Here is a 26,440-nt window from a genome sequence, read left to right as displayed (position 1 = left end):
TTTAATTGCACGCCCTTGGTTACTGCTGAGAAAGACCCATCGTCGCCGTTGTTGGTGTTATCACCAACGACCCAGACTGCTTCACCAGCCTCCTTTCACTGAAATAAGGCCTTGGTGCACGCATTTGGCTGTTCCCTTGGCAATGCCGTCTGCTCCGGTGCGCACTTCCTTTCTTGTTGCATAACCTCCGCCAAGCGCTCACGGCCGCGGGGCCCCGTCTTGGCCCTTCGCACTGCTGTTGTACTCTGGGCCTTTGGCCCCGCCCTGGCGGGCGACGAAACAACAGAGGCGCTCAGAACCAAGACTGGTTCTCGTTCCATTCTGCTTAGGCTTGTTGGTTGATAAGCTTGTTGCAAGAAATGGCCTTTGCTGTCGCTGCAGAGGCCTTCGTGCTGCGCACGGTTTTGTTACCTGCTTTATCCGCATTTGACACCCCGCGCATACCGTCCCCCTTTGAAGGGGGTAGGGGGATGACAAAGGCGTTTGATGAAGAACTGCCCCTACTCAAAAGACCTCGTAGCGTCCGGAGGACCTGCGAGCGTCTGCGCCAAGAACCGTTTTTGGGCTGATTTCCAGAAAACAGCCCAAAAACGCATTCCAGACTCAGGACTCGCGACTCTAGACTCAGGACTGCATCACTCCGTGATGCGAACTTCCCAGGTGATGTTGGCGCCGGCGCGGCGGAGGGTTTCGGCCACGGAGCAGTACTTGTCCATGGAGAGCTGGCAGGCGCGTTCGGCTTTGTCTGCGTCTATGGAGCCGCCTAGTTCATACACCACGTGGATGTTGGTCCAGAGGGCAGGTTCTTTGCCGGTTTCGCGTTCACCGTCAATGTACATTTTAAAATGGGTGATGGTCTGGCGTTGCTTGTTCAAGATCATGACCACGTCAATGCCGGCGCACCCGCCCAGGGCCATCAACAGCATTTGCATGGGACGTACGCCCGCGTTGGTGCCGCCGCCATCGGGGCTGGTGTCGGTGGTGATGACGTGCCCGAAGGCGTCTTTTGCTTCAAAGCCGTAGTCGCCGGCGGTGCGTTCTAATTCTATTCTAACCATTTTCTTCAATTTAAAACCTGTAGCGCCTTTCTTTGCAGAACATTGAATAGACACCTTGGCATGAACTACTTTGAGTATTCTCACCCCTTTGCATTGGAGAACGGCCAGACGCTTCCGGCCCTGACCATTGCCTACCATACGTTTGGTGAGTTGAACGCAAAGAAAAGCAATGTAGTCTGGATTTGCCATGCCCTCACCGCTAATTCAAACCCGCTGGACTGGTGGAGTGGCGTAACCGCCGAAGGCAAAGCCATCAACCCGCAGGAGCATTTCATCATCTGCGCCAACATTCTGGGCTCCTGTTATGGCTCTACGGGTCCGCTGAGCGTGAATCCAGAGACCGGCCAACCCTATTATGCCACCTTTCCGCAGGTAACCATCAGAGACATGGTCAAGGTGCATGCGTTGTTGCGGGAACAGCTGGGCATTGAAAAGATTTACCTGTTGGCAGGCGGAAGCATGGGTGGTTATCAGGCGTTGGAATGGTGCGTGCTGGAGCCAGATAGGATTGAGAACCTGTTTCTGCTGGCTACCTCGGCTACTGAGAGCGCCTGGGGCATTGCCATTCATACTACTCAGCGTCTGGCCATTGAAGCCGATGGCACTTTTGGCGAAAACTCTGATACGGCCGGGAGCAAAGGCTTGAAAGCGGCGCGTGCGGTGGGAATTTTGACGTACCGGAGTTTCCAGATTCTGGAACAGAACCAAACCGACCCTGACGTGGAGAAGTTAGACAACTACCGCGTCTCGTCCTACATCAATTATCAAGGCGACAAGCTGGTAAACCGGTTCAATGCCTACAGTTATTGGATTCTCACCAAAGCCATGGACAGTCATCACTTGGCCCGTGGCCGCGGCGGAAAGCTGGCAGAAGTGCTACAACAGATACACCAGAAAACGTTGGTCATTGGTATTAGCAGTGATGTGCTGTGTCCGGTGCAGGAGCAGAAGTTTATTGCACAGCACGTACCCAACGCGCAGTACGTGGAGATTGAATCTGATTACGGCCATGACGGCTTTATCATTGAAAGCAAGCGCATCACTCAAGCATTGCAGGACTGGTTGCCAGGCCAACTAGGTATCGCTCAATAGTCTGAATCAATATAAATTAATTAAACTATGGAGTTAATAACTGTATCTCTATGAAAACACTAGTCCAAGCAATATTGGTCATAGTATTTTTACAGTCTTGTATGGTACCCCGTATTGACTTAACTGAAGAAGAAGAAGAGTTGCAAGAGACACTGAAGAAGGAATTAAACTGCTCTGACTTGGAAATTAGACACGATTATTATGCCGTCACAAACAATAAAAAAAATGGCAATTTAGTCATCTACGTTTATGGTTCAGTGTGCGACTTAGATAGTACTTCCTTTGAGAAAGTCATTTTCAAAACAGTTGATCAGATTACTCCCATTCTTAGTCATAAAGCCAACTACAAATCACTAACTTTTTATACATCAATCACTAAACCTTGGGGTAGTAAAACTTCCGTAGAAACCTGCTATAAAGAATGTAAAGTTTTTATAGCAAAACCTAATCAGATTATATATCCAGATTCATTTAAAGATTATTATAAAGGCGAATAAACGATTCACAAACAAATCATTTAATAGTTGACTATATTCAATTCTGCTTAACTAATAAACAGGATTAAAGACTTCAGTTAAAAGAATACCACCGCTTTCAAAAGGTTTTACGGGCTCCAGATAATAAACAGTGAACCTACGGCAATAAACATGGTTTAGACCGCTACCTCCATATTTTTAGAAACCTCAGCCTACGCAAAACGGTACACGGTATGTCAGAAGCCGGCAGACAATCCCGGCGTCTATCAGAACCCGTATGGCGAAGCACACCTATGACATGGGCTTGATTGGCAACTGTGCCTATCTAGCCTTGATCCACCAAGACACCAACATTGAATGGCTCTGCTGGCCCAGATTTGACAGCAGTTTTGTGTTCGGGCCCATGATGGACCGGCAAAAAGGCGGCGAATTCTCCCTGAAACCAGACGCCGAGGAATTCACCTCGCACCAATATTATGTAGAGAACACCAACATCCTCTGCACCGAAATCACCTGCCAGGAAGGCAGTTACCGGGTCACCGACTTCGCGCCGCGTTTTAGACAGCACCAGCGCTATTACAAGCCTTTGATGCTGGTTAGAAAAGTGGAACCTATCGCTGGTTCGCCACGCATTAAAGCCACCTGCCGTCCGGTGGGGAACTATGGCCAACTGGAATTAAAACGAAGACGCAGTTCCAACCACATCGCGTTTCTGGGCTTGGACGAGGAAGTGCGCCTGACCACCAACGCGTCTTTGAGCTACATCCTGGAGGACCAGTTTTTTGTCCTGAATGAGACGCTCTACTTTGTCTTAACCTATGGCGCACCGCTGGAGGCCAACCTGGAGAGCACCGTAGAATCCTTCCTGCGCCAAACCACCCGCTACTGGCACAACTGGGTCAAAAACACCAGCATCAGCAATTTCTTCCAGGAGCAGGTGATACGGTCTGCGTTGGCTTTGAAAATACACCAGTACGAAGACACGGGCGCCATCATCGCTTCGCCTACCACCAGCTTGCCAGAGCACCCCGGTAGCGGCCGGAACTGGGATTACCGCTTCTGCTGGATGCGGGACACGTACTATATTCTCAACGCGTTCAACAACATAGGCCACTTTGAGGAAATGGAGCGCTACTTCCATTTCATCGCCAACATCACCGCCAAGGACACGCCGCGTTACCAACCGCTCTACTCCATCAGCGGGCAAAGCAAACTCACCGAGCTGGAACTGGAGCTGGAAGGCTACCTGGGCAACAAGCCGGTGCGCATTGGCAATGATGCCTACACCCACATTCAGAACGACGTCTACGGTCAGATTCTGGTAGCCCTTTTGCCGCTCTATATTGACCGCCGTTTTAATGACGCCGAGCGCATTGAGTCGCAGAAACTGATTTACAAGACGCTTTACAAGATTCAGGACACCATGGAAGAGCCCGATGCCGGCCTCTGGGAGTTCCGGGATTTTGCGCAGTACCATACCTACACCTACCTGTTCCATTGGGCAGGTGCGGCGGCGGCAAGAAGCGCAGCCCGTCATTTTGGCGACGAACAACTGCACCAGCTGGCCACCGATTTAATGCAACAGGCAGCCGCTAAGATTGAGCAGTGCTTTGACCCGGAACGCGGCGTGTACACCCAGGCCATAGGTAAGAATCACCTAGATGCCAGCACCTTGCAACTAATCATGATGCACTACATTGACCCCGCCTCTGAGGTAGCCAAAACGCACCTAGAAGCCATGGAACGCGAGCTTAAAACCCCCGAGGGACTTTTCTACCGCTACAAGCACGCCGATGATTTTGGCGTACCGCAAAGTACCTTCCTCATCTGTGCCTTCTGGTACATTGAGGCCCTGGCCTGCGTGGGCCGCGTAGAAGAAGCCCTGCATGAGTTTGAGAACATCCTCCAATACACCAACCATTTGGGATTATTGAGCGAGGACGTAGACTCCAGAGACGGAAGCCAGTGGGGTAACTTCCCGCAGGCCTACAGCCATGTGGGCTTATTGAATGCAGCTTACCGCATTTCCAAACGCCTAGACAGGCCTTCTTTCTTATAAGGAGGAGAAGTTGTATGATTAACCAAGAAAGGCCAGCGAATTGCTGGCCTTTCTTGGTTAAGGTGGATGCCGTTTTCGGCCTATTTTCCAGAAAACAAGCCAAAAACGAAATAGCCAAGCAATGCGCAGGAGACAAGGCAGTGCCTGGTCTCTACAGAAAAATCCGCTCCAGCGAAGAACGCATTGCCGCCTCTCAAACACCAAGCCGCCTGCCGACCGACCTTGCGCAGGGAAGCCTTGGCTGTGCGCCCGGAGCATGGGCAGGGACCGAGCAGTGGCTTGGCATCTGGCAGTAGCGTAAGCCTACCATGAAACAGATAGCCTCAGCCAGGTGCAGAGTCTGAAGAAAAGCTGTCTGAGCGGCAGCGAGTTTCTTTTCTTCTTGATTCTTTTGGTTACTTTTCTCATCAAGGAGAAAAGTGACAAACCCGGGCAGAAAAGTTAAGAGTTGAAAGTTGAGAAGTACAGGATTGAGAGGTAAAAGCTAAACCTTTATTAATCAGCTATAGTAGTCATCCCCCTACCCCCTTCAAAGGGGGACGAAGAAGCCCATTTTCTCCTTGAAAGACTAAATTGAAATTCTTGTAATCGTTTTTGGCTTACTTTCTGGAAAATAAGCCAAAAACGATAAGTCAAGCATCCAACTAGTGCTGAGAGCAAAGCTCTTGTAACAGCTTTCTCACTTCTTGATGATTGTCCAGGTTGTACTTGGCAAAAGAGCGCTGACTACCTACTTTAATGGTATAGGCATCATCAGGCATCATCTTGAACATGTCCTCGTCGGTGCGGTCATCACCAATGGCCAGCAGGAAATCATGGGGGTGCAGTTCTAGCCAACGGAGCGTAGCCAAGCCCTTGTTCACTTCCACGTTCTTTACTTCCAGCACCTTGTCGCCTTCCATGACTTGCAGGTTGATGTTGGCGGCCATGAACTGAAGGTGGTTGCTGAGTTCGCGGGCGCGCAGTTCTCCCAAAGAAGCGTCTACTTTGCGGTAATGCCACACCAGGGAGTAATCCTTCTCTTCAATGAAGGAACCCGGCGTACGGCTCACGTGCATTTCCATGATGGGGCGCACCTCGGTTTTCCATTCATTGGTGATGTGGTGCATCATCTGCCACTCATGGGTTTGCTGGCGCATCCAGACGCCGTGTTCGGCAATGATGTCTACGGGCAGATGACCTAACCAATCCTCTAAAGTATGACGGTCTCGGCCGCTGATAACCACCACGCGGTTTTTGGGCTCTTGCGTTAACTGATCCAGGACGCGCAGGAGTTCTTCATCGGGGAAAGCATGCTTGGGATTCTGCACAAAGCCGGTGAGCGTACCGTCATAATCCAGGAACAGGATGCGCTGTTGGGCTTGGCGGTAGCTCTGGAGCAAGGCTTGGCGCTCTTCTTGAGAAAGGTACTCAGTGGCCAGGCTTAGCTGCTTGAGTTTGATGTATTCCAGACGGTTCATGAAAATGCTCACCCACTGGTGAATGTCATAGCGCTTGAGAATGTCCTGCATGTGCTGCATGCGGATTTGCTGCTCGGCCTCGGGCATGGTCATGGCTTCGCGCATGGCTTGCACCATCTGGCCCAGGTCATTTGGGTTGATGATGAGCGCGTCTGACAGTTCTTTGGCGGCCCCGGCCATCTCGCTCAAGATCAAAACGCCCTTCTGGTCCAGCTTGCTGGCTACAAACTCTTTGCAGACCAGGTTCATGCCGTCGCGCATGGGTGTGATGAGGGCAATGTCTGCCACCGTGTATAAGGCAGAAAGTTCTTCAATGGGAAATGACCGATAGAAGTATTGAATGGGGTTCCAGGAGATGGTACGGTAAGAGCTGTTGATGCGGCCCACCAGCTCGTCAATGGTTTCTTTGAGTTGCTTGTACTTTTCTACCTGGTCACGGGACGGCACCACCAGCATGAACAAGGTCACTTTCTCCCTGAACTCTGGGTACTCCTGTAACAGCAGCTCAAAGGCCTGCAAGCGCGCCGGTATGCCTTTGGAATAGTCCAGGCGGTCAATGGATAGAATAACCTTCTGGCCGCTTAAAGCCTCATTATAAGGAATAAGCTTTTCCTTCATCTCTGGCGAGGCGGCCAGTTGCGCATACTTCTCATAATCTATGCCCATGGGGAACGCGTCCACCATGATTTGGCGGTAGCCGTTGTCTATCATGCCTTGGGCGGTATTCATGCCAATGATGCGGCTCACCGAACTCAGGAAATGTCTCACATCATCATAAGTATGGAAGCCAATCAAATCGGCTCCAAGTATTCCTTTCAGGAGCTGTTCGCGCCAGGGCAGCATCCTGAACACCTCAAAGGAAGGGAAGGGAATGTGCTGAAAAAACCCGATGCTGCTGTCTGGAAACGCCTCTCTGAGGTAGGCGGGCAGCAACAGCAGTTGGTAGTCATGCACCCAGATGGTGTCGCCGGGCTGGGCTACCTGCATGACGGCCTGGCAAAACTTGCGGTTTACATGTTGGTACGCCTCCCAGTAAACATCGTCATAGACGGTGTACTGACTAAAATAATGGAAAGAGGGCCACAGCGTCTCATTGCTGAAGCCTTCGTAGAATTCTTTTATCTCGCTCTCCGTCAGGAATACCGGGTGCATGCTCTGTGACTTGAGCGAGAGGGTCACCTCCTGTTCTTCGGCTTCATCCTCAAAGAAAAGACCCGGCCAGCCAATCCAGACGTTGTCTCCTTCTTTATAGATAGAGCCTAAGCCCGTGGCCAATCCTCCTTCACTTGTCTCATAAGCCAACCCCTCTTCCTTGCGCTGTACTTTTATGGGTAATCTATTAGAAATGATGATGGTTTTAGACATAGGGTACTGGTTTGTGACATACAAGAAGGCGCTGACAGTTTATTTACCAAGTATTGGCGCCGCTTACTGCTTAGTGGTATAGTTTACTCTTTTCACGGGGCATAGGTTAAAAGATATATAAATTGTCCTATATTCTTGAGGGAAGGCTTGCTACTGGCATGAGTGGACAACCTTTCTCTCTTGCCAAGGGTAAGGGAAGACTTAAACGGCGCTCTCCTACATGGAACTACTAGAACAACTCAGGCACTTCACCCTAGACCATCTTTCGCAGTTTTTGCAGGGTTTGGGCGTGGTGGTGGCGGCCTTGTTGGTGGGGCTGGTTCTTAAATGGATTATATTCAAAGTGCTGGCTGCCTACCAGCATTGGTTCCCCAGCGTCTGGGTAGAAGGCATGCTCTTGAAGCTAGGCAAACCCGTGGCCTATTTTCTGCCCCTGTTGGTCTTGTCAACCGTGTTGCCGCTGCTGCCGCTAGCGCCCAGGCCCTTTGAGGTGCTGCGCCGCCTCATGGAGATTCTGCTCATCTGCACCTTTGCCTATTTCCTGATTGGCTGGGTGAACGTGGTGCAGTACAGAATCCGCAAAAAGCATCACATAGACAAGGAGGACAACATACGGGAGCGGCGCCTGTTCACGCAGCTGCAGTTCATTAGGAGGCTGGTCATCATCTTGATCATCTTCTTTGCCGCGGCGCTGGTGTTGATGAGTTTCCCGACGGTGCGTAAGATAGGCACGGGTCTGCTCACCTCGGCAGGGATTGCGGGCGTCATTGTGGGTTTTGCCGCGCAGCGCTCCCTGGCTAACCTGCTGGCCGGTTTCCAGATTGCCTTCACCCAACCCATTAGGATTGACGATGTGCTGGTGGTGGAGAACGAATGGGGCCGCGTGGAAGAGATCAACCTGACCTACGTGGTCATGCGCCTCTGGGACCAGCGCCGTCTGGTCCTGCCCATCAATTACTTTATTGAAAAGCCCTTCCAGAACTGGACCCGCACCAACGCCGAGATTCTGGGCACTGTCTTTCTATACCTGGATTACACCATTCCGGTAGAACCCTTAAGGCAGGAGTTGAACAGAATCTTAAAAGAGACGCCGCTCTGGGACGGGCGCGTAGGCCTGCTACAGGTCACAGATTCAAAGGAGCGAACCCTGGAACTGCGCATGCTGGTGAGCGCCCGCGACTCTGGCACCGCCTTTGACCTGCGCTGTCTGGTGCGCGAGCAGCTGGTGGATTTTGTGCAGAAGAACTACCCAGACTGCCTGCCCATGACCAGGACCGTGGTGCCAGGTGCGGCAGAGGGCGGGATGATTATTTAGAAACCTTCTAAACAATTTTGTTATTCTGAAATCCGGCTGTAAGTTTGCGCAAGTTTATAATTAGTCTAAATAAATAGACATGCACCGCCTACTTACCCTCCTAATCCTTTTCATAATTACTAGTACTGTTTCCTTCGCCCAGACCACGGGCCGTATTGAGGGGCGCATTCAGTCCCAGAAAGGCGAATCCCTGCCCGGCATCAGCGTGGGCCTGGAAGGCACTACCCTGGGAAGCACCACTGATGACGAAGGCAAATTTCTGATTAAAAGCATTCCCGCCGGCGACTATACGTTGGTGATTTCAGGTATTGGCTATGAGTCTGTCAAGCAGACCATCTCCATTGCAGAACAGCAAGTGGTTCCCGTGTTCATGCGCTTGAACACCTCTGATTTCACCTTAGCCCAGGTAGAGATTACCGGAAGCAAGGCCGGCAACTACCTGGAGCGCGAAGGCACTACGGCCACTAAGATGGAAGCCCATTTGAGCACCGTGCCGCAGTCGGTGCAGGTTTTGTCGCGCAGAGCCATGGACCAGTTGCAGGTGGTAAGAGTAGAAGACGCCATGCGCAACGTGAGCGGCGTCTCTGTGGAAACGGGCTTTGGCGGCCGTACCGATGTTTTCCAGATAAGAGGCTTTAGAACCGACCAGACCAGTATTTTCAAGAACGGCTTTAGAAACCCAGCGCGTACCTACCGGGAGAGTGCCAACGTGCAGCAAGTAGAAGTCATGAAAGGTCCTGCCTCAGTTTTATATGGAGTGAGTGACCCGGGCGGCCTCATCAACCTTACCACTAAAAAACCAACGGCCTATACATTCCAATCTATTCAACTGACGGGAAACAGCTTCGGGTTGGTTAGACCAAGTGTGGACTTGGGCGGTACCATCGGCGAAGCCAAAAACTTCAAATACCGCTTAAACGGCTTGTATGAGCGCAGTGAAAGCTACCGCGATTTTGTAAAGACCAAGCGCTACTTCGTGGCCCCGTCGGTGACGTATGACTTCTCCCCTAACACGTCTTTAAGCGTAGAAGCCGAGCTCCTGAACCACAACCAGCCTTCTGACCGTGGTATCTTTGCCGTGAAAGGAAAGATTGCAGACGTGCCCCGCAGCCGAAGTCTGGGTGAGCCGGACAACTATTCGTTTTACCAGAACCGTTTGGTGCAGTACAACTTTACGCACCGCCTGAACGATGCCTGGAGCCTGCGCCACGCCGTGAACTTCAATTACGGCACCGAGACCCGCAAACTGGTAGAGCAGACAACGTTGGTAGCTAACTCAGACCGTAAGATTAATCGCCGCTACCAGGACCAGTACACCTTTGACCGGTACTTCGCCACGCAGAATGAGGTGTATGGTAAGTTCAACACCGGCGCAGACATTGCGCACCGTACCGTGGCGGGCGTGGAGTACAGCTCCTTCATGCTGGACCTGAACGTGAAACGAGCAGCCTATGATCAGCTGGACATTTATAATCCAGAGTACAGCACCAAGCCCAAACCGGTCAACAGCACCGTTACCTCTCAGGACTACCGGGACCGCACCCAGAACGCCGGTTTTTACCTGCAGGATTTCATCACCATCCGTCAGCGTTTGAACGTGTTGCTGGGCGGCCGCTATGACATCTTTGACTACCGCAGTGAGGATTATTTAGGCAAAGACACCACCACGCAGCGCAACTACGCCTTTAACCCGCGCATAGGTTTGCTGTATGAAGTCTATGGCCCTTTGTCTGCCTACGCCAACTATTCCACCGGTTTCCAGACGGAGATTGGCCGAACATTGGAGGGTGACACCTTTGAGCCGTTACGCACCCAGCAACTGGAAGGCGGTATCAAACTGGGCTTGTTCCAGGACCGTTTGAACCTGACCACCAGCTACTTCAGAATCAAGAAAAGCAACATTTCTGCCGTAGACCCGCGTGACGTTAACTTTAGAGTACAGGTAGGCGAAATCATTAGTGAAGGCGCTGAGGTGGACGTGACCGGCGAGGTGTTGCCTGGCTTAAACCTGATTGCCACCTACAGCTTTATTGACGCCCGCGTGAGCAGTGACGGCGTGACCAGCAAAGGCACCCGTTTCCAGAACGTGAGCCCGCATAACTTCACCTTCTGGACTACCTATGAGTTGCAGGCTGGTCTATTGAAAGGCCTGGGCTTTGGTGGAGGGTTTACCTCGGTGCAGTCCCGTCCGGGAGACATCAACGACTCATTCAGACTACCAGGTTACACCAAGGTAGATGCGACTATCTTCTACCGCGCCAAGCGCATTCACGTGAGTGTGAACGGCAAGAACCTGACGGATGAGTACTATTATGACGGCGCGCAGTCGGCTACGGGTATTATGCCGGGTGCTCCGCGTACCATCATTGGCACGGTTGGGTATAACTTCTAAGTAAATTCCGCCTATTTTTACAGCGCCGGCCTCTCTTGCATACAGGTAAAAGAGGCCGGCGTTTTTTGTGACTATGAAACTGAAGAAAATCCTTGTCTTTCTGCACCTCTGGGTGGGCTTACTCAGCGGAGCCGTCTTGTCTGTGGTGGGCATCACGGGTTCTTTGTATGTCTTCCAGCCGGAACTGACCGGGCTTTTCTATTCAAAGTATTACCAAACCCAAAACACTGGTCCTGTATATCCAGCAGAGCAAGTGGTACAAAAGGCGCAGGCCCAGTTTCAAGAACCCATTGCCACGCTCAACTTCCCCACCCGCGAACTGGAGAACTACCAAATCAAGCTTCAGAAAAAGAAGGAGTGGCTGTTCTATGACCTGCATACCGGTGCCTTTTTAGGTGAGATGAAACAGCGCCGGGGTGTGTTTGAAGGCATTCTGGAACTTCACCGCCAATTGACAATGGGCGAAACCGGCTCCCTCATCACCGGCACCTGCGCTTTGTTGATGGCTCTGGTGTTGCTGAGCACCGGCTTGTATCTGTGGTTCCCCAGAAAGAAGCGCCAACTGAAAGACGGCCTTTCTTACAAGAAAAACGCCGGCCCTAAACGACGGGTGTATGACCTGCACAACGTGACCGGCTTCTACGTCTCCCTTCCACTGTTCATCATCGCCATTACGGGCGTGAACTTCGCGTTCCCAGAAGAGACCCAAACCGCCATCAACCAGATTACAGCCACTACAGAGCGCATGCCCGCCGGTAAAAAGCTAAAGTCTACGTTTGTGGCTAATGCTCAAGGCATGGACGCTCAACAAGCCCTACAGCGCATGGCCACGTATTATCCCAATCACGCCAAACGTAGCCTGACCATGCCCAAAGACAGCGCAGGCACTGTTCTGTTCACGTTTGTAGAGGACCCCACCGTGGGCGCTGGGCCAGAGATAAGACCAATGGTCTACCTGGACCAGTACACCGGCAAAGAGATGTACCATTTCAACCCAGAGACCAGCCCGCGCGGTGCCCGCATCCTGCGCAACTGGTTTATTCCTATCCACTTCGGGGAGGTTGGCGGTTATGTCACCAGAGTGCTTTGGTTTATTTTGGGTTTTCTGCCGGCCTTCCTCTGGGTGTCTGGCTTCGTCATCTGGCGTAACAAAAAGCGCAAAAATAAGTCGGCTACTCTAAGACCAGTATAATCGTTTTTAGCCTCATTTCTGGTAATCAGGCTAAAAACGGCCCAGTCTCATCAAATAACGAACAACCAATAACCAGCAACGAAACTTCAATCCTTGTACGGGTCAAAGATTTCATCACTGGCCATGGCCACGCCTAGCGGTCTAAGCGTATGCAGGATTTTGATGGTGTTGCCTTGGTGTTGGAGGACGTCTTCCAGTTTCTTGTAGGCTTCGGGGGCTTCATCGGCGCCGGCGCCGCGCAGTTCAATTTTGCGGGCTTTCATGCGCATCTGCACTTCGTCAAAGTCTATGAGTCCCGGCGAGATGACGGTTTTGCGCTTGACGCCTCTTCTATCGCGTATCCATTTGGTTTTGCCGGCGGCGGCGCGTCTGCTCATGACCCTGCCCGCGCCGTGCACCGTGGAATACAATCCCCTGATGGACAGCTCGCTCTCTACGCCTTCAATGATCACAGAGTTGTCATGCATGTTGGCGCCAATAAAGCCTTTCTGACCCGGGAACGCGGGCGTGCAACCTTTGCGCACCACCCAGTATTCTTCGCCTTGGTGCTTCTCAAACCACGCAAAGTTGTGGTGGTTATGGATAATCTCGGTGCTCTGCGCGCCCAGAATTTCCAGCAGTTTCTCCACCACCACGTCGCGCCCGGCATAGGCGTATTCTCCCGCCAGGCCCATGGCGGCAATGTAGTCCTGGCCCAGTCCTGAGTGGATGTCAAACAGGATGGGCGGGCCGTCCATGGGTCCTTCCTTGGCTCGGTCAAAAAACGACAGTCCCTGAGACATAGCAATGAAGCCAGAGGCGGTTTTGTGCCCGAAACCCCTTGACCCGAAGTGCACACCAATCCATAGATAGCCCTTCTCGTCCTCGAACAAGTCAATGAAATGGTTGCCACTGCCCACCGTGCCCAGTTGCGCCGAGGCCATTTTAATCATTTCGCGCTGGGGTTTAAAGTCGGCGTTTTGGATGTGTTCCAGTACCGGATGGTCCACCCGCTTGGGATTAGGCCGGCCTACGCCAAAGCCAATCTGGTCCACAATCTCATCCATGATGCGGGCAATGTTCACATCGCTGGCCAGCACGTTGGTCTTGACGGCCTTGTTGCCACAGCCAATGTCAAACCCCACCCCCGACAAAGAGACCTTGTTTTTATAGGCCACTGCCCCGCCAATGGGGTGCGCGTAACCATAGTGGGCATCGGCAGTGAGGACGCCAATGTCCTCTTCACTCACACAGCGCTTGATTTGTTCAATGGCGCTCTGGTCAATGATTTCCTCCCCGAAGACCGTGATGTTGTTGATTACCGTAGCCATAGCTTTTGAGTTGGTAGCTTAGGCTATACGAGAAAAAGCCCATTCGTTTTTAGGCTGTTTTGAGGGAAAGAGGTTGAAAATGAAATCTTGTTGAATTGCTTCCTTCTAGCTGTAAACTTTAATGGATAGTAAAGAAGTAATCCCGCACTTTCTTTAAAGTATGACTTTGAAGAATCACGACTGAGTCATTACCTTTCACTAGAATGCCCTCTAATGAAACGTTTATAGTTTTCCTCTTTTTAATGTTGGGGGCAGAGAAAATAAAATATGAGTAGCTACTATAGTGTCCCTGTTTTTCAGGATTCACGCTAATGGTATCTCCATTTTCAATCCAATTAATGGAAATTTTAGATAGTTTGAATTTGCTTAAACTATCCATGCTTTGTTTAATAACAGCCTCTAGGATAGCATCTGAATTATACGGTGCATGACATTCCAAAATGTACCCACTACCTTGAATTTCATCACCAAACTTGTTATTTGCATCTACAGGAATAAACAAGTGAGTAGAAACAAGACAGCTTGAACAACATAAAATAACACCTATAAGTAGAGCCCTTGAGAAAATCTTAAGGTGTAAAAATTCTGTTCTCATATTGTTCACTTTTAGCTTTTTCCCACCAAAATACGCCAAAAACGAAAGAAGCCCTACCAAATCTGGCAGGGCTTCTTTTATCAAGTCGAATCTACGGATTACTTCTTAGGTAGTTCCTGCAACAATACCTCCACGGCTTTTTCTAGCTGTTGGTCACGGCCTTGGGCGGTTAAAGAGGGCTCATTGGCCACCAGGTAATCCGGCTCCAGCTGGGTGTTCTCCAGGAACTTGCCTCCTTTTAAGGTGCGGTAGCCAATCTGCGGAATCCCGAAGACCATGGTTGGGTCAATCAGGGTTTCCCACCAGACAAAGGTACCGGTACCGGCTACGGGCATGCCCACGGTTTTACCCAGGCCCAGCTCTTTGTAGAGCATCGGGAAGATGTGCGCGTCTGAGTAGTTGCTCTCGTTCATGACCACCACCGACGGCTTCGTCCATTTATTGCGGGGCTCATCTGAGAGGTGCTGGTTGCGCGGGATGAACTCGGCGTAGCGTTTGGTGTTCAGGAAGCTGATGAGGTCATCATGCAGGTTTCCGCCACCGTTAGAGCGGGTGTCTACAATGAGGGCTTCTTTGGTGGCGTTCTTGCCTAGGGCGTCTTCATACACGGTGCGGTAGCTGGCATCATTCATGCCCCGTATGTGCACGTAGCCTAACCGTCCACCAGATAGACGGTCTACTTCTTTCCGGCGGTTTTCTACCCAACGCTGGTACAGGAGTTCGTTCAGTTCACCGGCGTTGATAGGCTTCACGGTCTCTTCCCAACGTGTTTTGGTTTTCTCATCATACAGAGACACCAGCGTGTACTTACCCGACTTGCGGTTCAGGATTTGGTCCAGGTCAGTGTTCTCTTCAATGGCCTGTCCATCAATCATCTCAATGATAACGCCCGGCTTCACTTTGGAGCTGGCTCGGTCAAACGGGCTCAGGTTGATGACTTCCTTCACCTTCAAGCCTTTGCCAGTATACTGCTCATCATAGAACAGACCCAGCGACGCGGTGGCATCTGGGTTGGTGGCGCGGTGGCTATAACGACCGCCGGTGTGCGAGGCGTTCAGTTCACCCAAAAGCTCGCTCAGCACATCTGCAAAGTCATAGTTATTGGCGATGTGCGGTAAAAACTGACGGTAATTCTCAGTGTTGGCTTTCCAGTCTACGCCGTGTAAATCGGTGACATAGAATTTCTGCTCCAGTTCCCGTATCACGTGGTCATACATGTAGGCGCGCTCAGCGGAGGCGTTCAAGTTCATTTCGCCGTTTACCTTGAGGGTTTCCTGCTTGCCGTTCTCGGTGTCCATCTTCAGGATTTTGCCTTCGGTTAAGACAAACAGGTTTTTACCGTCCTTGCTCATGGCCATGTCTCCGCCGCGGGCACCTAGTTTGGCCAGCAGTTTGGTGTCATTGTCTCTGAGGTTGGTCACCCACAGGTCGTAGCCTTTCTCGAAGCGGGTTAAATAAAACAGTCTATCTCCTTTAGAAGAAACCACCGCGTCCGCGATGTCTGAGGACGTGCCGGTAAGGCGGGCTTTGCGGTAGGCCAGGTTGTCCAGTTCAATGGTCATGGCGGCAGGTGCCATTTTCACAGGCGCTTCGCCTTTCTTGCCTTTGCCCTTGGGCTCGGCTTTCTCGGCCTGGCTTCTGGCTTCGGTCTCGCGCTTCTCCAGGTCCTCCAGCAGGTTGTAGTCATCCTTGCTCAGCTTGAAGCGGTCAAAGGCGTCTTGCGTGGTGAACAGGGCATAAATATCGCCGGTGCCCGAGTTGTTGCCGTTGCCGCGCAGGCCTTCGCGGTTAGAGTAGTAGATAATTATCTTGCCGCCCATCATCCACTGCGGACCGTTCTCATAGTAACCGCTTTGCGTCAGGTTTCTAATAGCACCGTTGCCCGAGGCCGATACCAATCCCACCTCACTTATCCATTGCTTGGGCTGATTGTACTGCACCAAGAACCACTTGCCGTCTGGTGACCACTCATAGTACTGGTCGCCGTCTGAGTACGAGTAGTTGTTAGAGTTGACCATGATGTCGCGCACCTGCTTGGTGACTTTGTTGACCACGCGTAGTTTGGTACGGTCTTCTAAAAACGCCACCTCTTTGCCGTCTGGCGAGTACGCCGGTTGAAATTCCTCCACCTTTTGATTGGCAATAACTACGTCTTCCTTGAGAATGGTAGACGCGTAGAAATACGGCTCGTTGGCGCGCACCAGGCTGGTTTCATAGACGTTCCAGCTTCCGTTGCGCTCGCCGGCGTACAAAATCTTGCGTCCGTCTGGCGAGAAGCTCACGCTCCGCTCCTGCTCTGGTGTGTTGGTGATGCGCTTAGTGATGCCGCCTTCCACCGAGGACACGAACACCTCGCCCCGGTTCACGAACACTACTTCTTTGCCGTTCGGCGACACCTCCATTTCGGTCATGCCACCCGAGATAGGCAACACGGTCTCTTGATTGGCTCTGATGTCTGAGTACAGCTGAATGGCTACCTTCTGCGGCTGTGCACCAGGCTTCTGGGTGTAGATTTCGCCGTTGTAGGTGAAGGACAATACGCCGTCTTTAGAACCGCTCAAATGCCGCACCGGGTGCTTGGTGAAGTTGGTCACGGCCGTGCTCTGCTTCGGGTTCTGCAGGCTCATCTTGCGCACGTTGAACGTACCGTTAGGCTGTTCGCTCAGGTAATACACGTCTTGCCCATTGGCCGAAACCATGGGCTGACGGTCTTCGCCGGGGTTATCAGTAAGCTTGGTATGCTGTTTGGTTTTGGCGTTGTAGGCCCAGATGTCACGGGTGATGGACGAGACGTGGTGCTTACGCAAAGCGTTCTCCGGTCCCTTGCGGTCTTGGTACACAATGACGTCACCAGCGGGGCTGTAACGGGCGGCCTCGGCGGGCGTGGTCAAGACCATGCTGTTTTTGCCTCCGTTTACTGAAACGCTATACAACTCAGGGAACGCCCCTGAGGGGAACATGGAGTTGCTGGCCGCATCAAGTCTGGCCGCCGTGAACAACACATTCTTACCGTCCGCTGAAAAATCTGAAGGCAAATCACCAGAGGAGTTAAACGTCAAGCGCTTGGACTCTCCGCCCACGGCTGGCATCACGAACACGTCAAAGTTGCCATGACGGTCTGAGGCATAGGCCAACTGCTTACCGTCCGGCGACCAGACGGGCATGTATTCGTAGCCTTCGTGCATGGTGAGCGGGGTGGCATTACCTCCGGCACTGGCTACTCTATATAGGTCGCCTTTGTAGCTGAAGACAATGGTCTGGCCGTCTGGCGAAATGGCCGGCGTGGTCATCCAGAGCGGGGCTTGGGCTTGCGCACTGGCTCCCAGACTGCTCACACAGCATAAGGCCAGAACGGCGAAGAACCTCTTTTTCATAAAGGAATTGGAATTTGTTAGATTGGTACTAGAAAGCTACACAATAAACGCCTTCTATTCAACCGGTTCAAGAGGGATTTATGAAATCATTTTTAGGCTGTTTTGGAGAAATTAGGCAAAAAACGGAGGACCTCGTATATTTGCATATGACCTAAATGCAGAGAGGCTGATAGGAAATGAATCCTACCAGCCTCCTCTGGCCTGTTAATGAACAGGGCTTGGTACAGGCAAGACGTGTATAAATTGGCACATCCTGCAGGTGTCGCCTCGTAAATGGACAGGGCATTTAATGTAAGCGTGTATCTACTGGCACGGCTTACAGTTGATAGTCAAAGATGGAACTGCCATTCCACTTTCCCGGCTAATGAGACCGGCTCCGCTATCTGATCGAACATCTTTAATGAGGGTAGCTAAATGCTACCCTTTTTTTATTCTGAGCCTTTGTATTTATAGTCAATTAACTCATTGTTCCCATTGATTCACAATTATTTCAACCCAACCAAATAACTACTAGAACTAGACTCATTAGGCCCATCAATGGGGTATTTTACTAGAGCACCTCTCTTAATTCTAGCGCTTATTACAGAAGTAATACTATTCAGTGATTTTGACTTTCTCAGCTCTGGTTCAAACTTAAATATCTCTTCAACAATTTGCTTAGGGGACATTTTCCTATCTGTCTGACTAAGAACAAATTGAATTTTAAGAGCCCATGGCCAAGACCGATTATATCCTTCAGTATCTTTAGTAGTCGCTCTATTTGAATCAGGCATATTAATATTCAAAGTCAAAGCCTTTTTATCATTAGATAAATTCACAGATTCCAAGGACTGAAGGTGTTTTAACAGAATATTTTTTTCAACCACAAGGGCATCTATAGCATCTTCAATTTCCTTAATTCTTGCACTGCAAATCGCTTTCGCAGCGACAACCTTTTCCTGAACACTTTCAAGCGCTTCACTAATTAGATTGTCCATAATTTTGAAATGTTAAAGTACATACCGACCACGCTAAAAAGGTGTTTAAACGAATTATCGAGGATGTCTTCGATTATTTACGAGCATCGTATAAACAAACATACGAAACAAGTTACTCACCGACCAAATATTTTCGAATATATTTCCGACAAATCGTAAACAAGTCCTATGACTATTAATTCCCTCACGTAAACTGTCTAACATATCGAAGATTAAAAGCACCAAGAAAAACCCTCGTTTTTGGCCTGTTTTCAAGAAAACAGGCCAAAAACGAGGGTTTTTTATGACTCGCGACTCAGAACTCGCGACTCGAGACTAGCTTAAAGTTTCCCCTTCAATCCTTCCTGGAAGCAGTGACGACAGCGGGCCTCGTAGGAGTCGGTTTCGCCTAGTAACACTTTCTCTTGGGAGGCGGCATTACGGAAGGAGTAAGAAGCGATGTCGCCACACTGCACGCAGATGGCGTGTACTTTGGTCACGTACTCTGCCACGCCCATTAAGGCTGGCATAGGTCCGAAGGGTTTGCCCAGGTAGTCCATGTCCAGGCCGGCCACAATCACACGCACGCCAGAGTTGGCTAGCTGGACGCAAACATCAGTGATGGCATCGTCAAAGAACTGGGCCTCGTCTACGCCCAGTACGTCACAACCACTGCCCAGCAACAACATGTCGTTGGCAAACTGTACGGGCGTGGAACGGATGGACGTGGCGTTATGGGAGACCACGTCTTCTTCATGGTAGCGGGTATCAATGGCCGGCTTGAAAATCTCCACGCGCTGTTTGGCAATTTTGGCGCGGTTCAGGCGTCTAATGAGCTCCTCGGTCTTGCCCGAAAACATAGACCCGCAAATCACTTCTATCCAACCACGCTTCTGGGTCTGTTGGCGGTTTCCCACCCGAGGCTCTATGAACATAGATTAATGTGCTAATTTTTTAATGTGCTCATGTGCTATTCTTGCCTGAACACTCTAGCAAGTTACACGGTGCACCGCCTTCCCTAATGCACAATTTTTCCACACAGTTATCCATTTCGCTATCGCTCAACCCATTGAGTGATTGAATGGTTGAATGAGTGAGAGAATTAATTGATTTGAAGATGTGGAGGTTTGAAAATTTGGAGACGGCAAAATAAATGGAGGATGGCTATTTGATTAGCTAGCAACCCCTATTACAACTTGCTCACAAGGTCCTTCCAGGATGACAATAGGGAGAGTTCAACCAATTAGCACATCAGCACATTGAGAATTAGCGCATCAAAACCATTCTCTCATTCATTCAACCATTCAATCTCTCAATTGAAAATCAATCACTATAAGAAAGGTGCGGGAGCTTGGTCTGCTCTGGCACGCGGCAGGTAACGGGGCCGGTAATCTGGGTCTGGCAGGTGAGGCGGGCGTTGGGTTTGAGTCGGCCGTTTTCTCTAAACCGAATCTCTGGGGCAGTGAGCGGAGCCAGATTTTCTTCGCCGGCTTTGATGATCATGCGGCAGGAGGTGCAGCGGCCTTTTCCGCCGCAGGCGTGCATCCAGCCTACGCCGGCGGCCTGCAATGCGGCCAGAACCGTCTGCCCCGGGGCAACGTTAAGCGTTTTATCTGCTAGATTCTGCACGGTTAATTCGCCCATTTTTCCCTATCTTCGCTATCTTTACCCCAGTATGCTTCCGCCAATGAAAGACAAATATAATCAAATCCGCCTAGCGCTATATAGCCAGCAATTGGCCCAGCGCCTCAGTGAGGAACATTTTGCCACTCATGAGGCCGTTACTGCCCAGCAGTTGATTTCGTTTACGCCTGTTAAGCAGGTGAACCTGTACATGATACGCGAACTGCTCACGCTTTGGAACCACGAGATGGCCAACCTGCGCAGCCCGTATTTTGACTTTGAACACCCCGAGGTGAAGGACGCCCTGGTGCAGTTCATGAACGTGCTGTCGCGCAAAATCTCCATCAAACGTGAGCATTTTGAGCCGCTTTTGGTGAACGCCATTGAAGACACCATCAGGATTCCGTTGGACCCCGTGGCCGTTTTTGAGGAGAAATTCCTACGCTTGGAGGACCTGACCGTGACCAAACTACAGGATAGCCTCAAGTACCAGGACATTGACAAAGACTTATATCGGAGCTTCATAGGCACGCTTTCTGGCATTGACATGGAGCGCTCCACTATCATGGCCCAGCTAGACCGTTTCCTGGCAGAGCATGAAGATGAGCGCACCTCTTTGAAAGAAATCTTGGATAGGTTCTACAGCCTTGAGCCGCTGGAAATGGAGGAACTGTTGATTTCTGAGCCCACTCCATCTGCTGAACCAATGGTGATGGAAGAAGAGAACACAGCTCCTGTTGCTGAAAGACAAACCATCCCAACGCCAGAGCCTTTGGTACCCGTTGCTCCTATTGTACAAGAAGAGCCGCAGGCACCCGCGGTGGCCGCACCTTTCTTCAGGCCCGTATTGCAGGCAGAGCCTAAGCTGATGAACGACCGGTTCCAGACAGAGCAGAAGCCCAGCCTCAACGACCGCTTAAAGCAGACCACTGCCTCTACCAGTTCGCTTTCAGACCGTAACCAGGAACAGAAAATAGGCACTCTGCGCGAAGCCATTTCCATCAACCAGCGCTTCTCTTTCATCAATGAGCTGTTTGACGGCGACAACATGGCCTATCATGCCGCCATCAAACAGCTAGACGAGCAACCCACCGCCGAAGAAGCTAAACGTGTACTTGTGGAGGAAATAGGCAGTCACTACAACTGGTCTAAAAAAGAAGAACACGTGCAGAAACTGACCAGATTGATTGAGCGCAAATTCGCGTGATAATGAATACTGACGAATGACTAGTGATTAATGGGTTGTTCGTTTTTAGGCTGTTTTCTGGAAAATAAGCCAAAAACGCCCGGTTCTTTTAGAGGAGCCGGGCGTTTTGCATTTTAGAGGAACGCTTTTATTTCTGATGTGCTAGCTTGTCTTCAGGATTTACTTTTCGTAGCAACCTCCCAATCACCACCGTCGGGTAAGGTAAATCCAGAAACCGCACCAGCATACTGCCGTTCTTGCCTCTAATGCACTTTCCGTTTTGTTGGCGCATCGCCTCACAAAGCCCTCCCTTCAGGGCTGAGTCTGTGTGCTTATCTCCTAAATAGCGGTACATGATGAAAGTAAACAGTAAGTAGTAAACAGGTTTATAACGAAATCTGGTTGGAAGCAGAAATTCCGTTTTTGGCCTAATTTCTAAGAAACAGGCCGAAAACGGAACCCAAAAGTCTTGCTACCTAATACGTGCTACCCTCTTATCCTCTGCCCAGGTCTAGTTTGCGGTGGGCGTCAATGGCTAGTAGGATGAAGAGCAAAATGGTAAACGACCAAAGCCCCGAACCTCCGTAGCTGAAGAATGGCAACGGGATTCCCACCACCGGCGCCAGGCCTATGGTCATGCCTATGTTCACCAGAAAGTGGAAGAAGATGATGGAGGCCACGCAGTAGCCGTACGTTCGGCCAAAGACGGAGCGCTGTCGTTCGGCTATGAAGATGATACGCGTGAGCAAGCCCAGGAACAAGGCTATTACCACCAAACTGCCTATCCAGCCGTGCTCTTCGCCAATGGTACAAAAGATAAAGTCAGTGGACTGCTCCGGCACAAAGTCAAACTTGGTCTGCGTGCCTTCCAGAAATCCCTTCCCGAAGAAGCCGCCGGAGCCAATGGCAATCTTGGACTGGGTCACGTTCCAGCCCACGCCCAAGGGGTCAATCTCAGGGTCTACCAACACCTTGATGCGGTTCTGCTGATGGGGCTGTAACACATTCTCCACAAAGTAGTGTACGCTGAACACCATCACAATCACCGCCACCCAAATACCGATGAATCCGCGCAAATCACGCCGCAGACGATGGAAATTCAGCCACAGGTAACCGCCCATCAAGGCTGTTAAGATACCAATCAACCACCACTGGTTTATAAGCAAGGTCAACACAAACACAAAGACGGCCACCGCGCCAATGATCAGAATCAACGGCGACATACCCTCTCTGAAGAACGCCAGCGTAAAGGCGGCAAATACTAGGGCAGAGCCCGTCTCATTCTGTAAGATGATGATGACCGGCGGCAGAAGCGCCAATCCCGCTAGCTTGGCTTGGTCGCGCCAGTTCTGTTGCCGCAGGTTAATGCCGCTCATGAACTTTGACACCGCCAGCGCCGTGGCAAACTTGGCAAACTCGGCGGGCTGTAGCCTCACAGATTCTGTAATCACCAGCCAAGACCTGGAGCCTTTAATCTCTGAGGCAAAAGCCAAGGTGCCCAGCAATAGAAGAATGAAGAACCAGTAGATTACGTACGCCAGTGAGTCATACGCCTTATAGTCAATGGCAAAGAGCATGATAATGATCACTACCGATGTTCCAATCCAAGCAAGTTGTTTTCCTGAGTTCAGAGAAAAGTCAAAGATGTTGGTTACATTTTCAGGGTTATACACGGCGGCGTAAATGTTCATCCAACCCAAAAGCACCATAAAGCCATACAGGCCAATGGTGATCCAGTCAACGTTTCTAGTAAGGTTATAGGAAGTACGCATGCTTAGTTGATTTTGTAGAAACCGCCGTCAATCAACCACTCTTCCCAACGTTTGCGCGGAGCGGTTTTGATGGAGTCTGTCAGGTATTTCTCTACCATGAGGCTGGCCATAGGCGCGGCGGCCACGGCTCCTCCACCGGCGTTCTCCACGTACACGGCAATGGCAATCTTAGGATTCTCCTTAGGTGCAAACGCAATGAACACCGAGTGGTCTTTTCCGTGCGGGTTCTGCACCGTGCCTGTTTTGCCGCAGAGCGTTATGCCCACGTGGTTCAACTTGGCAAACTGGGCCGTACCAGACTGCACCACGCGTTCCATACCATCTATGACAGGCCCAAAATGCTTGGGGGCCACAGAAGAATGGTGCTTGACAGAATACTCAGGCAACGGCTTTCCTTTTTCGCCTACAGACCTAATCAAATGCGGTGTATAGTAATAGCCACGGTTAGCGACAATGGCGGCAAAGTTAGCCATCTGCAAAGGCGTCACACCGGTCTCACCCTGGCCAATGCTGATGGAATAGATGGTAGGGAATTTCCAACCTTTGGGGCCGTAGATCTTGTCATAGAACTTACTGCCCGGCATCAAGCCCTTCTTCTCCTGCGGAAAGTCTATCCCCAACTGAGACGCAAACCCGAAGGACGTGACGTGCTCCCGCCAAGCGTCCAGTCCTAGTTTAGCATCCAGGTACACATTATTGGAACGCCCCTTATTCACCACAGACCTGAACACCTGATAGAAGTACGGGTTGCAGGACTGCTCAATGGCAATACCCAGATTAGCCGGATACGCGTGCCTATGCGAGCATCTTACCAGAGACCAGTTACAAGGATAACCAGTGCTGGCCGTAAGCGTGCCTTCTTGCATGGCAATCAAGGCCTGCGCCAGTTTAAAGATAGAACCCGGCGGATAGGTGGCCATGGTAGGGCGGTTGAAGAGCGGTTTGATAGGGTCGCGCAACAACTTCATGTAGTTATTTCCTAGTTCCTTACCCGTTAGCAAAGAGGGGTCATAATATGGCGCCGAAATCATGGACAGAATCTCGCCGGTCTGCGGTTCAATGGCCACAATACTGCCCACCTTGCCGGCCATCAGCTTTTCGCCGTACTTCTGTAATTCTAGGTCAATGGTAGTGATGAGATTTTGGCCGGCAATGGACAGGGTGTCATATTCGCCGTTCTTGAAAGATCCTTTCTCAATGCCGCGCACGTTGACCATGGTGTACTTAACGCCGCGCCTGCCCATGAGGTACTTCTCATACTCCTTCTCCAGACCACTCACGCCCAGGTAGTCACCCGGCATGTATCCTTTAAAAGAGGAGTCCTCTAATTGTCTGGGACTGATTTCACCAATGTAGCCCAAGGCATGCGACAGGCTTTGGTGCGGATAGCCGCGTACGGTCCGCGCGTTGATGTAGAACCCCGGAAAGTCTACCAGATTGTCTTGGATATGCGCAAACTCCTCGTTGGTGAGGCGCTGTAGAAACGGTGAGGACTTGACGTAAGAATAGGCCTTGGCGGCCTTTATCTTCTCGCGGTATTCGTCCATGGTAATGCCCATCACCTGGCAGAACTTGAGCGTGTCAATGGCCTTGGCCTCTTTGGGCACCACCATCAGATCATAGACCGGCTTGTTCTCTACCAGCAACTTGCCGTCGCGGTCATACATGAGGCCCCTAAACGGGTACTGCACCACGCGGCGCATGGCGTTGTTCTCGGCGGCCGTTTTGTAGCTGTCGTCTAAGACCTGTATGTAAAAAAGTTTGATGAGATAAACCGCCCCAATGGCCAGAAAAATGGCTTGGATCACGTATTTGCGGCCTTCTAAGTATTTCATCTGAAACCCCTAACCCTCCTTGCGAAAAATAGCATCTGAAAAATAACCAACACCGCCCCTGTGAAAAAAGTGCTCGCAATAATCTTAGCCAAAGTAAATCCTATGAGTTTGAAGCCGTTCAGTTCTAAAAAGAAAAGCGTAAAGTGATGCACCAGCAACAGCACAATACCATAGGTCAAGAACCAGCGCCAGCCCATAGACGTGAGACTGGGATTGTCTGAGGTCTCATACCCGTCTCTGGGCGTCAAGAGTTTGAGCATGTAAGGACGCAAATAGCCCACCAGCACCGTGGCCGCCGCATGTACCCCCGCCGTGTCATAGAACAAGTCCACGGTGAGGCCCGTCAAAAAGGCCAGCACCAGCAACAACACGCGGTCAATGTCAATGGGCAAGAACAGGATAAACCCTATGTAGACAAAGCAAAACCCAGTGTCAAAGAGCACCAGGTTGCGCATAAGCAGAATCTGCAGGGCCATGAGCACCACAAACTGGATTAAGTTGACAAACCTGAAACTACTCATCTTCTGCCTTTATGCCTGATTTAACTTGCAACGTATCTAGCTCAGATTGGCCTTTGTTCTCCACCACGTACACGTAAGAGAGCTTCTCAAAGTCAACGCCCAAACGTACTCTAATGGTATAAAAACTCTTGTCCAATTCTTTCATCACGCTTACCACGCGGCCAATCATGATGCCCTGCGGATAAATGGCATTAAACCCAGACGTCACCACGGTATCACCTTTGAACACCTTCTCACTCAACGGGATGTAATGCAGGGTGGCAAACTCAGGATTGCCCGTGTCCCACTTGATACTGCCAAAGCTTTTGTTGCGCTTGAGCTTAACCGAGATAAGGGTTTGGGAGTGCAACAGCGACGTAACGGTGGCATAATGTTTAGAGACAGCCTTCACACGGCCCACCACGCCTCTGGACGTCAAGACGCCCATTCCTGCCTTTACCCCTGCATCTGACCCAATGTTGAGCGTGAGGTAGTTGTTGAGCCTGCGCACCGAGTTGTTGATGACCCGGGCCGGCCTGAACGTGTACAGCGCCGCCGCCACAGAATCTGCCGCGGCAAACGTAGAGTCCCTGACGGTTTCTATGCTGTCATTGAGCTGTAGTTCCTGCTTCTGGGTGAGTTGCGCGCGCAAAAGGGCGTTCTCAGCGGCCAGCGTCTGGTTCTGTTCCCGTAACTGGAAATACTCCGTCACCTCGCTCTGAAACTCCAGCACCTTACCCACATAGTAGTTAGAGGACTGGTAGAACGCGGCATTGTGGTAGGTGTTGCTCCGGTAAAGCAGGTATAGAGAAAGTACCTCAAACAAGACAAACACCAGAAACGCCCGTATCCGGAAGATAAACTGAAAGAGTTTCCGCAT

Annotated in this window: 21 protein-coding genes; 8 read left to right on the top strand and 13 right to left on the bottom strand. The window is 50.9% G+C overall.

Translation table 11 applies throughout. From position 1 onward, the window contains the following. Positions 1-635: 635 nt before the first annotated feature. Complete coding sequence (locus ABD880_RS16775) at positions 636-1,058, bottom strand: OsmC family protein (protein WP_345168670.1); 423 nt, start codon at positions 1,056-1,058, stop codon at positions 636-638. A 42-nt stretch (positions 1,059-1,100) separates the two neighbouring features. Here ABD880_RS16775 and metX point away from each other — a divergent pair, with 42 nt between their 5' ends. The 4 genes from metX to ABD880_RS16755 all read left to right on the top strand — a co-directional run bounded on the left by metX (position 1,101) and on the right by ABD880_RS16755 (position 4,981). After that, positions 1,101-2,150 carry a homoserine O-acetyltransferase MetX gene (metX, locus tag ABD880_RS16770; protein ID WP_345168667.1) on the top strand — a complete coding sequence of 350 codons (1,050 nt, stop codon included), beginning with the start codon at positions 1,101-1,103 and terminating at the stop codon, positions 2,148-2,150. A 50-nt stretch (positions 2,151-2,200) separates the two neighbouring features. Continuing rightward, on the top strand, positions 2,201-2,647 hold the full coding sequence (locus tag ABD880_RS16765; protein ID WP_345168664.1) for a hypothetical protein: 447 nt from the start codon (positions 2,201-2,203) through the stop codon (positions 2,645-2,647). Positions 2,648-2,903: 256 nt separating this feature from the next. Next, positions 2,904-4,685, top strand: coding sequence for a glycoside hydrolase family 15 protein (locus ABD880_RS16760; protein ID WP_345168662.1), 1,782 nt, complete (start codon positions 2,904-2,906; stop codon positions 4,683-4,685). Positions 4,686-4,699: 14 nt separating this feature from the next. Continuing rightward, positions 4,700-4,981, top strand: a complete 282-nt coding sequence (locus ABD880_RS16755; protein ID WP_345168659.1) for a hypothetical protein — start codon at positions 4,700-4,702, stop codon at positions 4,979-4,981. 348 nt (positions 4,982-5,329) lie between these two features. On the opposite strand, the gene ABD880_RS16750 is transcribed toward ABD880_RS16755, so the two are convergent. After that, positions 5,330-7,510, bottom strand: a complete 2,181-nt coding sequence (locus tag ABD880_RS16750) for a bifunctional alpha,alpha-trehalose-phosphate synthase (UDP-forming)/trehalose-phosphatase (RefSeq protein WP_345168656.1) — start codon at positions 7,508-7,510, stop codon at positions 5,330-5,332. 220 nt (positions 7,511-7,730) lie between these two features. Between ABD880_RS16750 and ABD880_RS16745 the strand changes: the two genes are divergently transcribed. The 3 genes from ABD880_RS16745 (at position 7,731) to ABD880_RS16735 (ending at position 12,409) form a co-directional block, all read left to right on the top strand. Beyond that, positions 7,731-8,825 (top strand): mechanosensitive ion channel family protein, encoded by a 1,095-nt coding sequence (locus tag ABD880_RS16745; protein WP_345168654.1) that lies wholly within the window; start codon positions 7,731-7,733, stop codon positions 8,823-8,825. A gap of 79 nt (positions 8,826-8,904) precedes the next feature. Next, positions 8,905-11,217 (top strand): TonB-dependent siderophore receptor, encoded by a 2,313-nt coding sequence (locus ABD880_RS16740; protein WP_345168651.1) that lies wholly within the window; start codon positions 8,905-8,907, stop codon positions 11,215-11,217. 73 nt (positions 11,218-11,290) lie between these two features. After that, a complete protein-coding gene (locus ABD880_RS16735) occupies positions 11,291-12,409 on the top strand; it encodes a PepSY-associated TM helix domain-containing protein (RefSeq protein WP_345168648.1) in 1,119 nt (372 codons plus the stop codon). An 86-nt stretch (positions 12,410-12,495) separates the two neighbouring features. Here the strand turns inward: ABD880_RS16735 and ABD880_RS16730 are convergent, their stop codons facing one another. From ABD880_RS16730 to ABD880_RS16705, 6 genes are all read right to left on the bottom strand, one after another. After that, positions 12,496-13,719 (bottom strand): RtcB family protein, encoded by a 1,224-nt coding sequence (locus tag ABD880_RS16730; RefSeq protein WP_345168646.1) that lies wholly within the window; start codon positions 13,717-13,719, stop codon positions 12,496-12,498. A 118-nt stretch (positions 13,720-13,837) separates the two neighbouring features. Beyond that, on the bottom strand, positions 13,838-14,398 hold the full coding sequence (locus ABD880_RS16725; RefSeq protein ID WP_345168644.1) for a hypothetical protein: 561 nt from the start codon (positions 14,396-14,398) through the stop codon (positions 13,838-13,840). Positions 14,399-14,412: 14 nt separating this feature from the next. Beyond that, positions 14,413-17,688 (bottom strand): S41 family peptidase, encoded by a 3,276-nt coding sequence (locus ABD880_RS16720; RefSeq protein ID WP_345168641.1) that lies wholly within the window; start codon positions 17,686-17,688, stop codon positions 14,413-14,415. A 485-nt stretch (positions 17,689-18,173) separates the two neighbouring features. Further along, positions 18,174-18,665, bottom strand: coding sequence for a hypothetical protein (locus tag ABD880_RS16715; RefSeq protein ID WP_345168639.1), 492 nt, complete (start codon positions 18,663-18,665; stop codon positions 18,174-18,176). A gap of 320 nt (positions 18,666-18,985) precedes the next feature. Then, positions 18,986-19,579, bottom strand: coding sequence for a thymidine kinase (locus ABD880_RS16710; protein WP_345168637.1), 594 nt, complete (start codon positions 19,577-19,579; stop codon positions 18,986-18,988). Positions 19,580-19,967: 388 nt separating this feature from the next. Then, a complete protein-coding gene (locus tag ABD880_RS16705; protein ID WP_345168635.1) occupies positions 19,968-20,273 on the bottom strand; it encodes a 2Fe-2S iron-sulfur cluster-binding protein in 306 nt (101 codons plus the stop codon). A 58-nt stretch (positions 20,274-20,331) separates the two neighbouring features. On the opposite strand from ABD880_RS16705, the gene ABD880_RS16700 reads away from it, so the two are divergent. Next, positions 20,332-21,474: a hypothetical protein gene (locus ABD880_RS16700; RefSeq protein ID WP_345168633.1), complete on the top strand. Its 1,143-nt coding sequence runs from the start codon at positions 20,332-20,334 to the stop codon at positions 21,472-21,474. A gap of 127 nt (positions 21,475-21,601) precedes the next feature. Here the strand turns inward: ABD880_RS16700 and ABD880_RS16695 are convergent, their stop codons facing one another. From ABD880_RS16695 to mreC, 5 genes are all read right to left on the bottom strand, one after another. Further along, positions 21,602-21,808: a hypothetical protein gene (locus ABD880_RS16695; protein WP_345168631.1), complete on the bottom strand. Its 207-nt coding sequence runs from the start codon at positions 21,806-21,808 to the stop codon at positions 21,602-21,604. 139 nt (positions 21,809-21,947) lie between these two features. Further along, positions 21,948-23,225 (bottom strand): rod shape-determining protein RodA, encoded by a 1,278-nt coding sequence (gene rodA / locus ABD880_RS16690; RefSeq protein ID WP_345168628.1) that lies wholly within the window; start codon positions 23,223-23,225, stop codon positions 21,948-21,950. 2 nt (positions 23,226-23,227) lie between these two features. Then, positions 23,228-25,060 carry a penicillin-binding protein 2 gene (gene mrdA / locus ABD880_RS16685; protein ID WP_345168626.1) on the bottom strand — a complete coding sequence of 611 codons (1,833 nt, stop codon included), beginning with the start codon at positions 25,058-25,060 and terminating at the stop codon, positions 23,228-23,230. After that, entirely contained in the window at positions 25,057-25,581 is a 525-nt protein-coding gene (locus ABD880_RS16680; protein WP_345168623.1) for a hypothetical protein, read from the bottom strand. Before ABD880_RS16680 ends, mrdA begins: the two co-directional genes overlap by 4 nt. After that, positions 25,574-26,440: a rod shape-determining protein MreC gene (mreC, locus tag ABD880_RS16675; protein ID WP_345168620.1), complete on the bottom strand. Its 867-nt coding sequence runs from the start codon at positions 26,438-26,440 to the stop codon at positions 25,574-25,576. Before mreC ends, ABD880_RS16680 begins: the two co-directional genes overlap by 8 nt.

The organism is Nibribacter koreensis, from assembly GCF_039541795.1.
In the GTDB taxonomy this organism is placed as follows: Bacteria; Bacteroidota; Bacteroidia; order Cytophagales; family Hymenobacteraceae; genus Nibribacter; species Nibribacter koreensis.
The sequence above is the reverse complement of the archived record's forward strand: the minus strand, read 5'-3'. Positions and strand labels throughout refer to the sequence as shown.

Coding starts and splice junctions, on each gene's coding strand:
- mreC (WP_345168620.1), bottom strand. CDS start 26,440: ATGCGGAAACTCTTTCAGTTTATCTTCCGGATACGGGCGTTTCTGGTG.
- ABD880_RS16700 (WP_345168633.1), top strand. CDS start 20,332: ATGAAAGACAAATATAATCAAATCCGCCTAGCGCTATATAGCCAGCAA.
- mrdA (WP_345168626.1), bottom strand. CDS start 25,060: ATGAAATACTTAGAAGGCCGCAAATACGTGATCCAAGCCATTTTTCTG.
- ABD880_RS16775 (WP_345168670.1), bottom strand. CDS start 1,058: ATGGTTAGAATAGAATTAGAACGCACCGCCGGCGACTACGGCTTTGAA.
- ABD880_RS16745 (WP_345168654.1), top strand. CDS start 7,731: ATGGAACTACTAGAACAACTCAGGCACTTCACCCTAGACCATCTTTCG.
- ABD880_RS16755 (WP_345168659.1), top strand. CDS start 4,700: ATGATTAACCAAGAAAGGCCAGCGAATTGCTGGCCTTTCTTGGTTAAG.
- ABD880_RS16765 (WP_345168664.1), top strand. CDS start 2,201: ATGAAAACACTAGTCCAAGCAATATTGGTCATAGTATTTTTACAGTCT.
- rodA (WP_345168628.1), bottom strand. CDS start 23,225: ATGCGTACTTCCTATAACCTTACTAGAAACGTTGACTGGATCACCATT.
- ABD880_RS16760 (WP_345168662.1), top strand. CDS start 2,904: ATGGCGAAGCACACCTATGACATGGGCTTGATTGGCAACTGTGCCTAT.
- ABD880_RS16695 (WP_345168631.1), bottom strand. CDS start 21,808: ATGTACCGCTATTTAGGAGATAAGCACACAGACTCAGCCCTGAAGGGA.
- ABD880_RS16750 (WP_345168656.1), bottom strand. CDS start 7,510: ATGTCTAAAACCATCATCATTTCTAATAGATTACCCATAAAAGTACAG.
- ABD880_RS16715 (WP_345168639.1), bottom strand. CDS start 18,665: ATGGACAATCTAATTAGTGAAGCGCTTGAAAGTGTTCAGGAAAAGGTT.
- ABD880_RS16730 (WP_345168646.1), bottom strand. CDS start 13,719: ATGGCTACGGTAATCAACAACATCACGGTCTTCGGGGAGGAAATCATT.
- ABD880_RS16740 (WP_345168651.1), top strand. CDS start 8,905: ATGCACCGCCTACTTACCCTCCTAATCCTTTTCATAATTACTAGTACT.
- ABD880_RS16735 (WP_345168648.1), top strand. CDS start 11,291: ATGAAACTGAAGAAAATCCTTGTCTTTCTGCACCTCTGGGTGGGCTTA.
- ABD880_RS16720 (WP_345168641.1), bottom strand. CDS start 17,688: ATGAAAAAGAGGTTCTTCGCCGTTCTGGCCTTATGCTGTGTGAGCAGT.
- ABD880_RS16680 (WP_345168623.1), bottom strand. CDS start 25,581: ATGAGTAGTTTCAGGTTTGTCAACTTAATCCAGTTTGTGGTGCTCATG.
- ABD880_RS16710 (WP_345168637.1), bottom strand. CDS start 19,579: ATGTTCATAGAGCCTCGGGTGGGAAACCGCCAACAGACCCAGAAGCGT.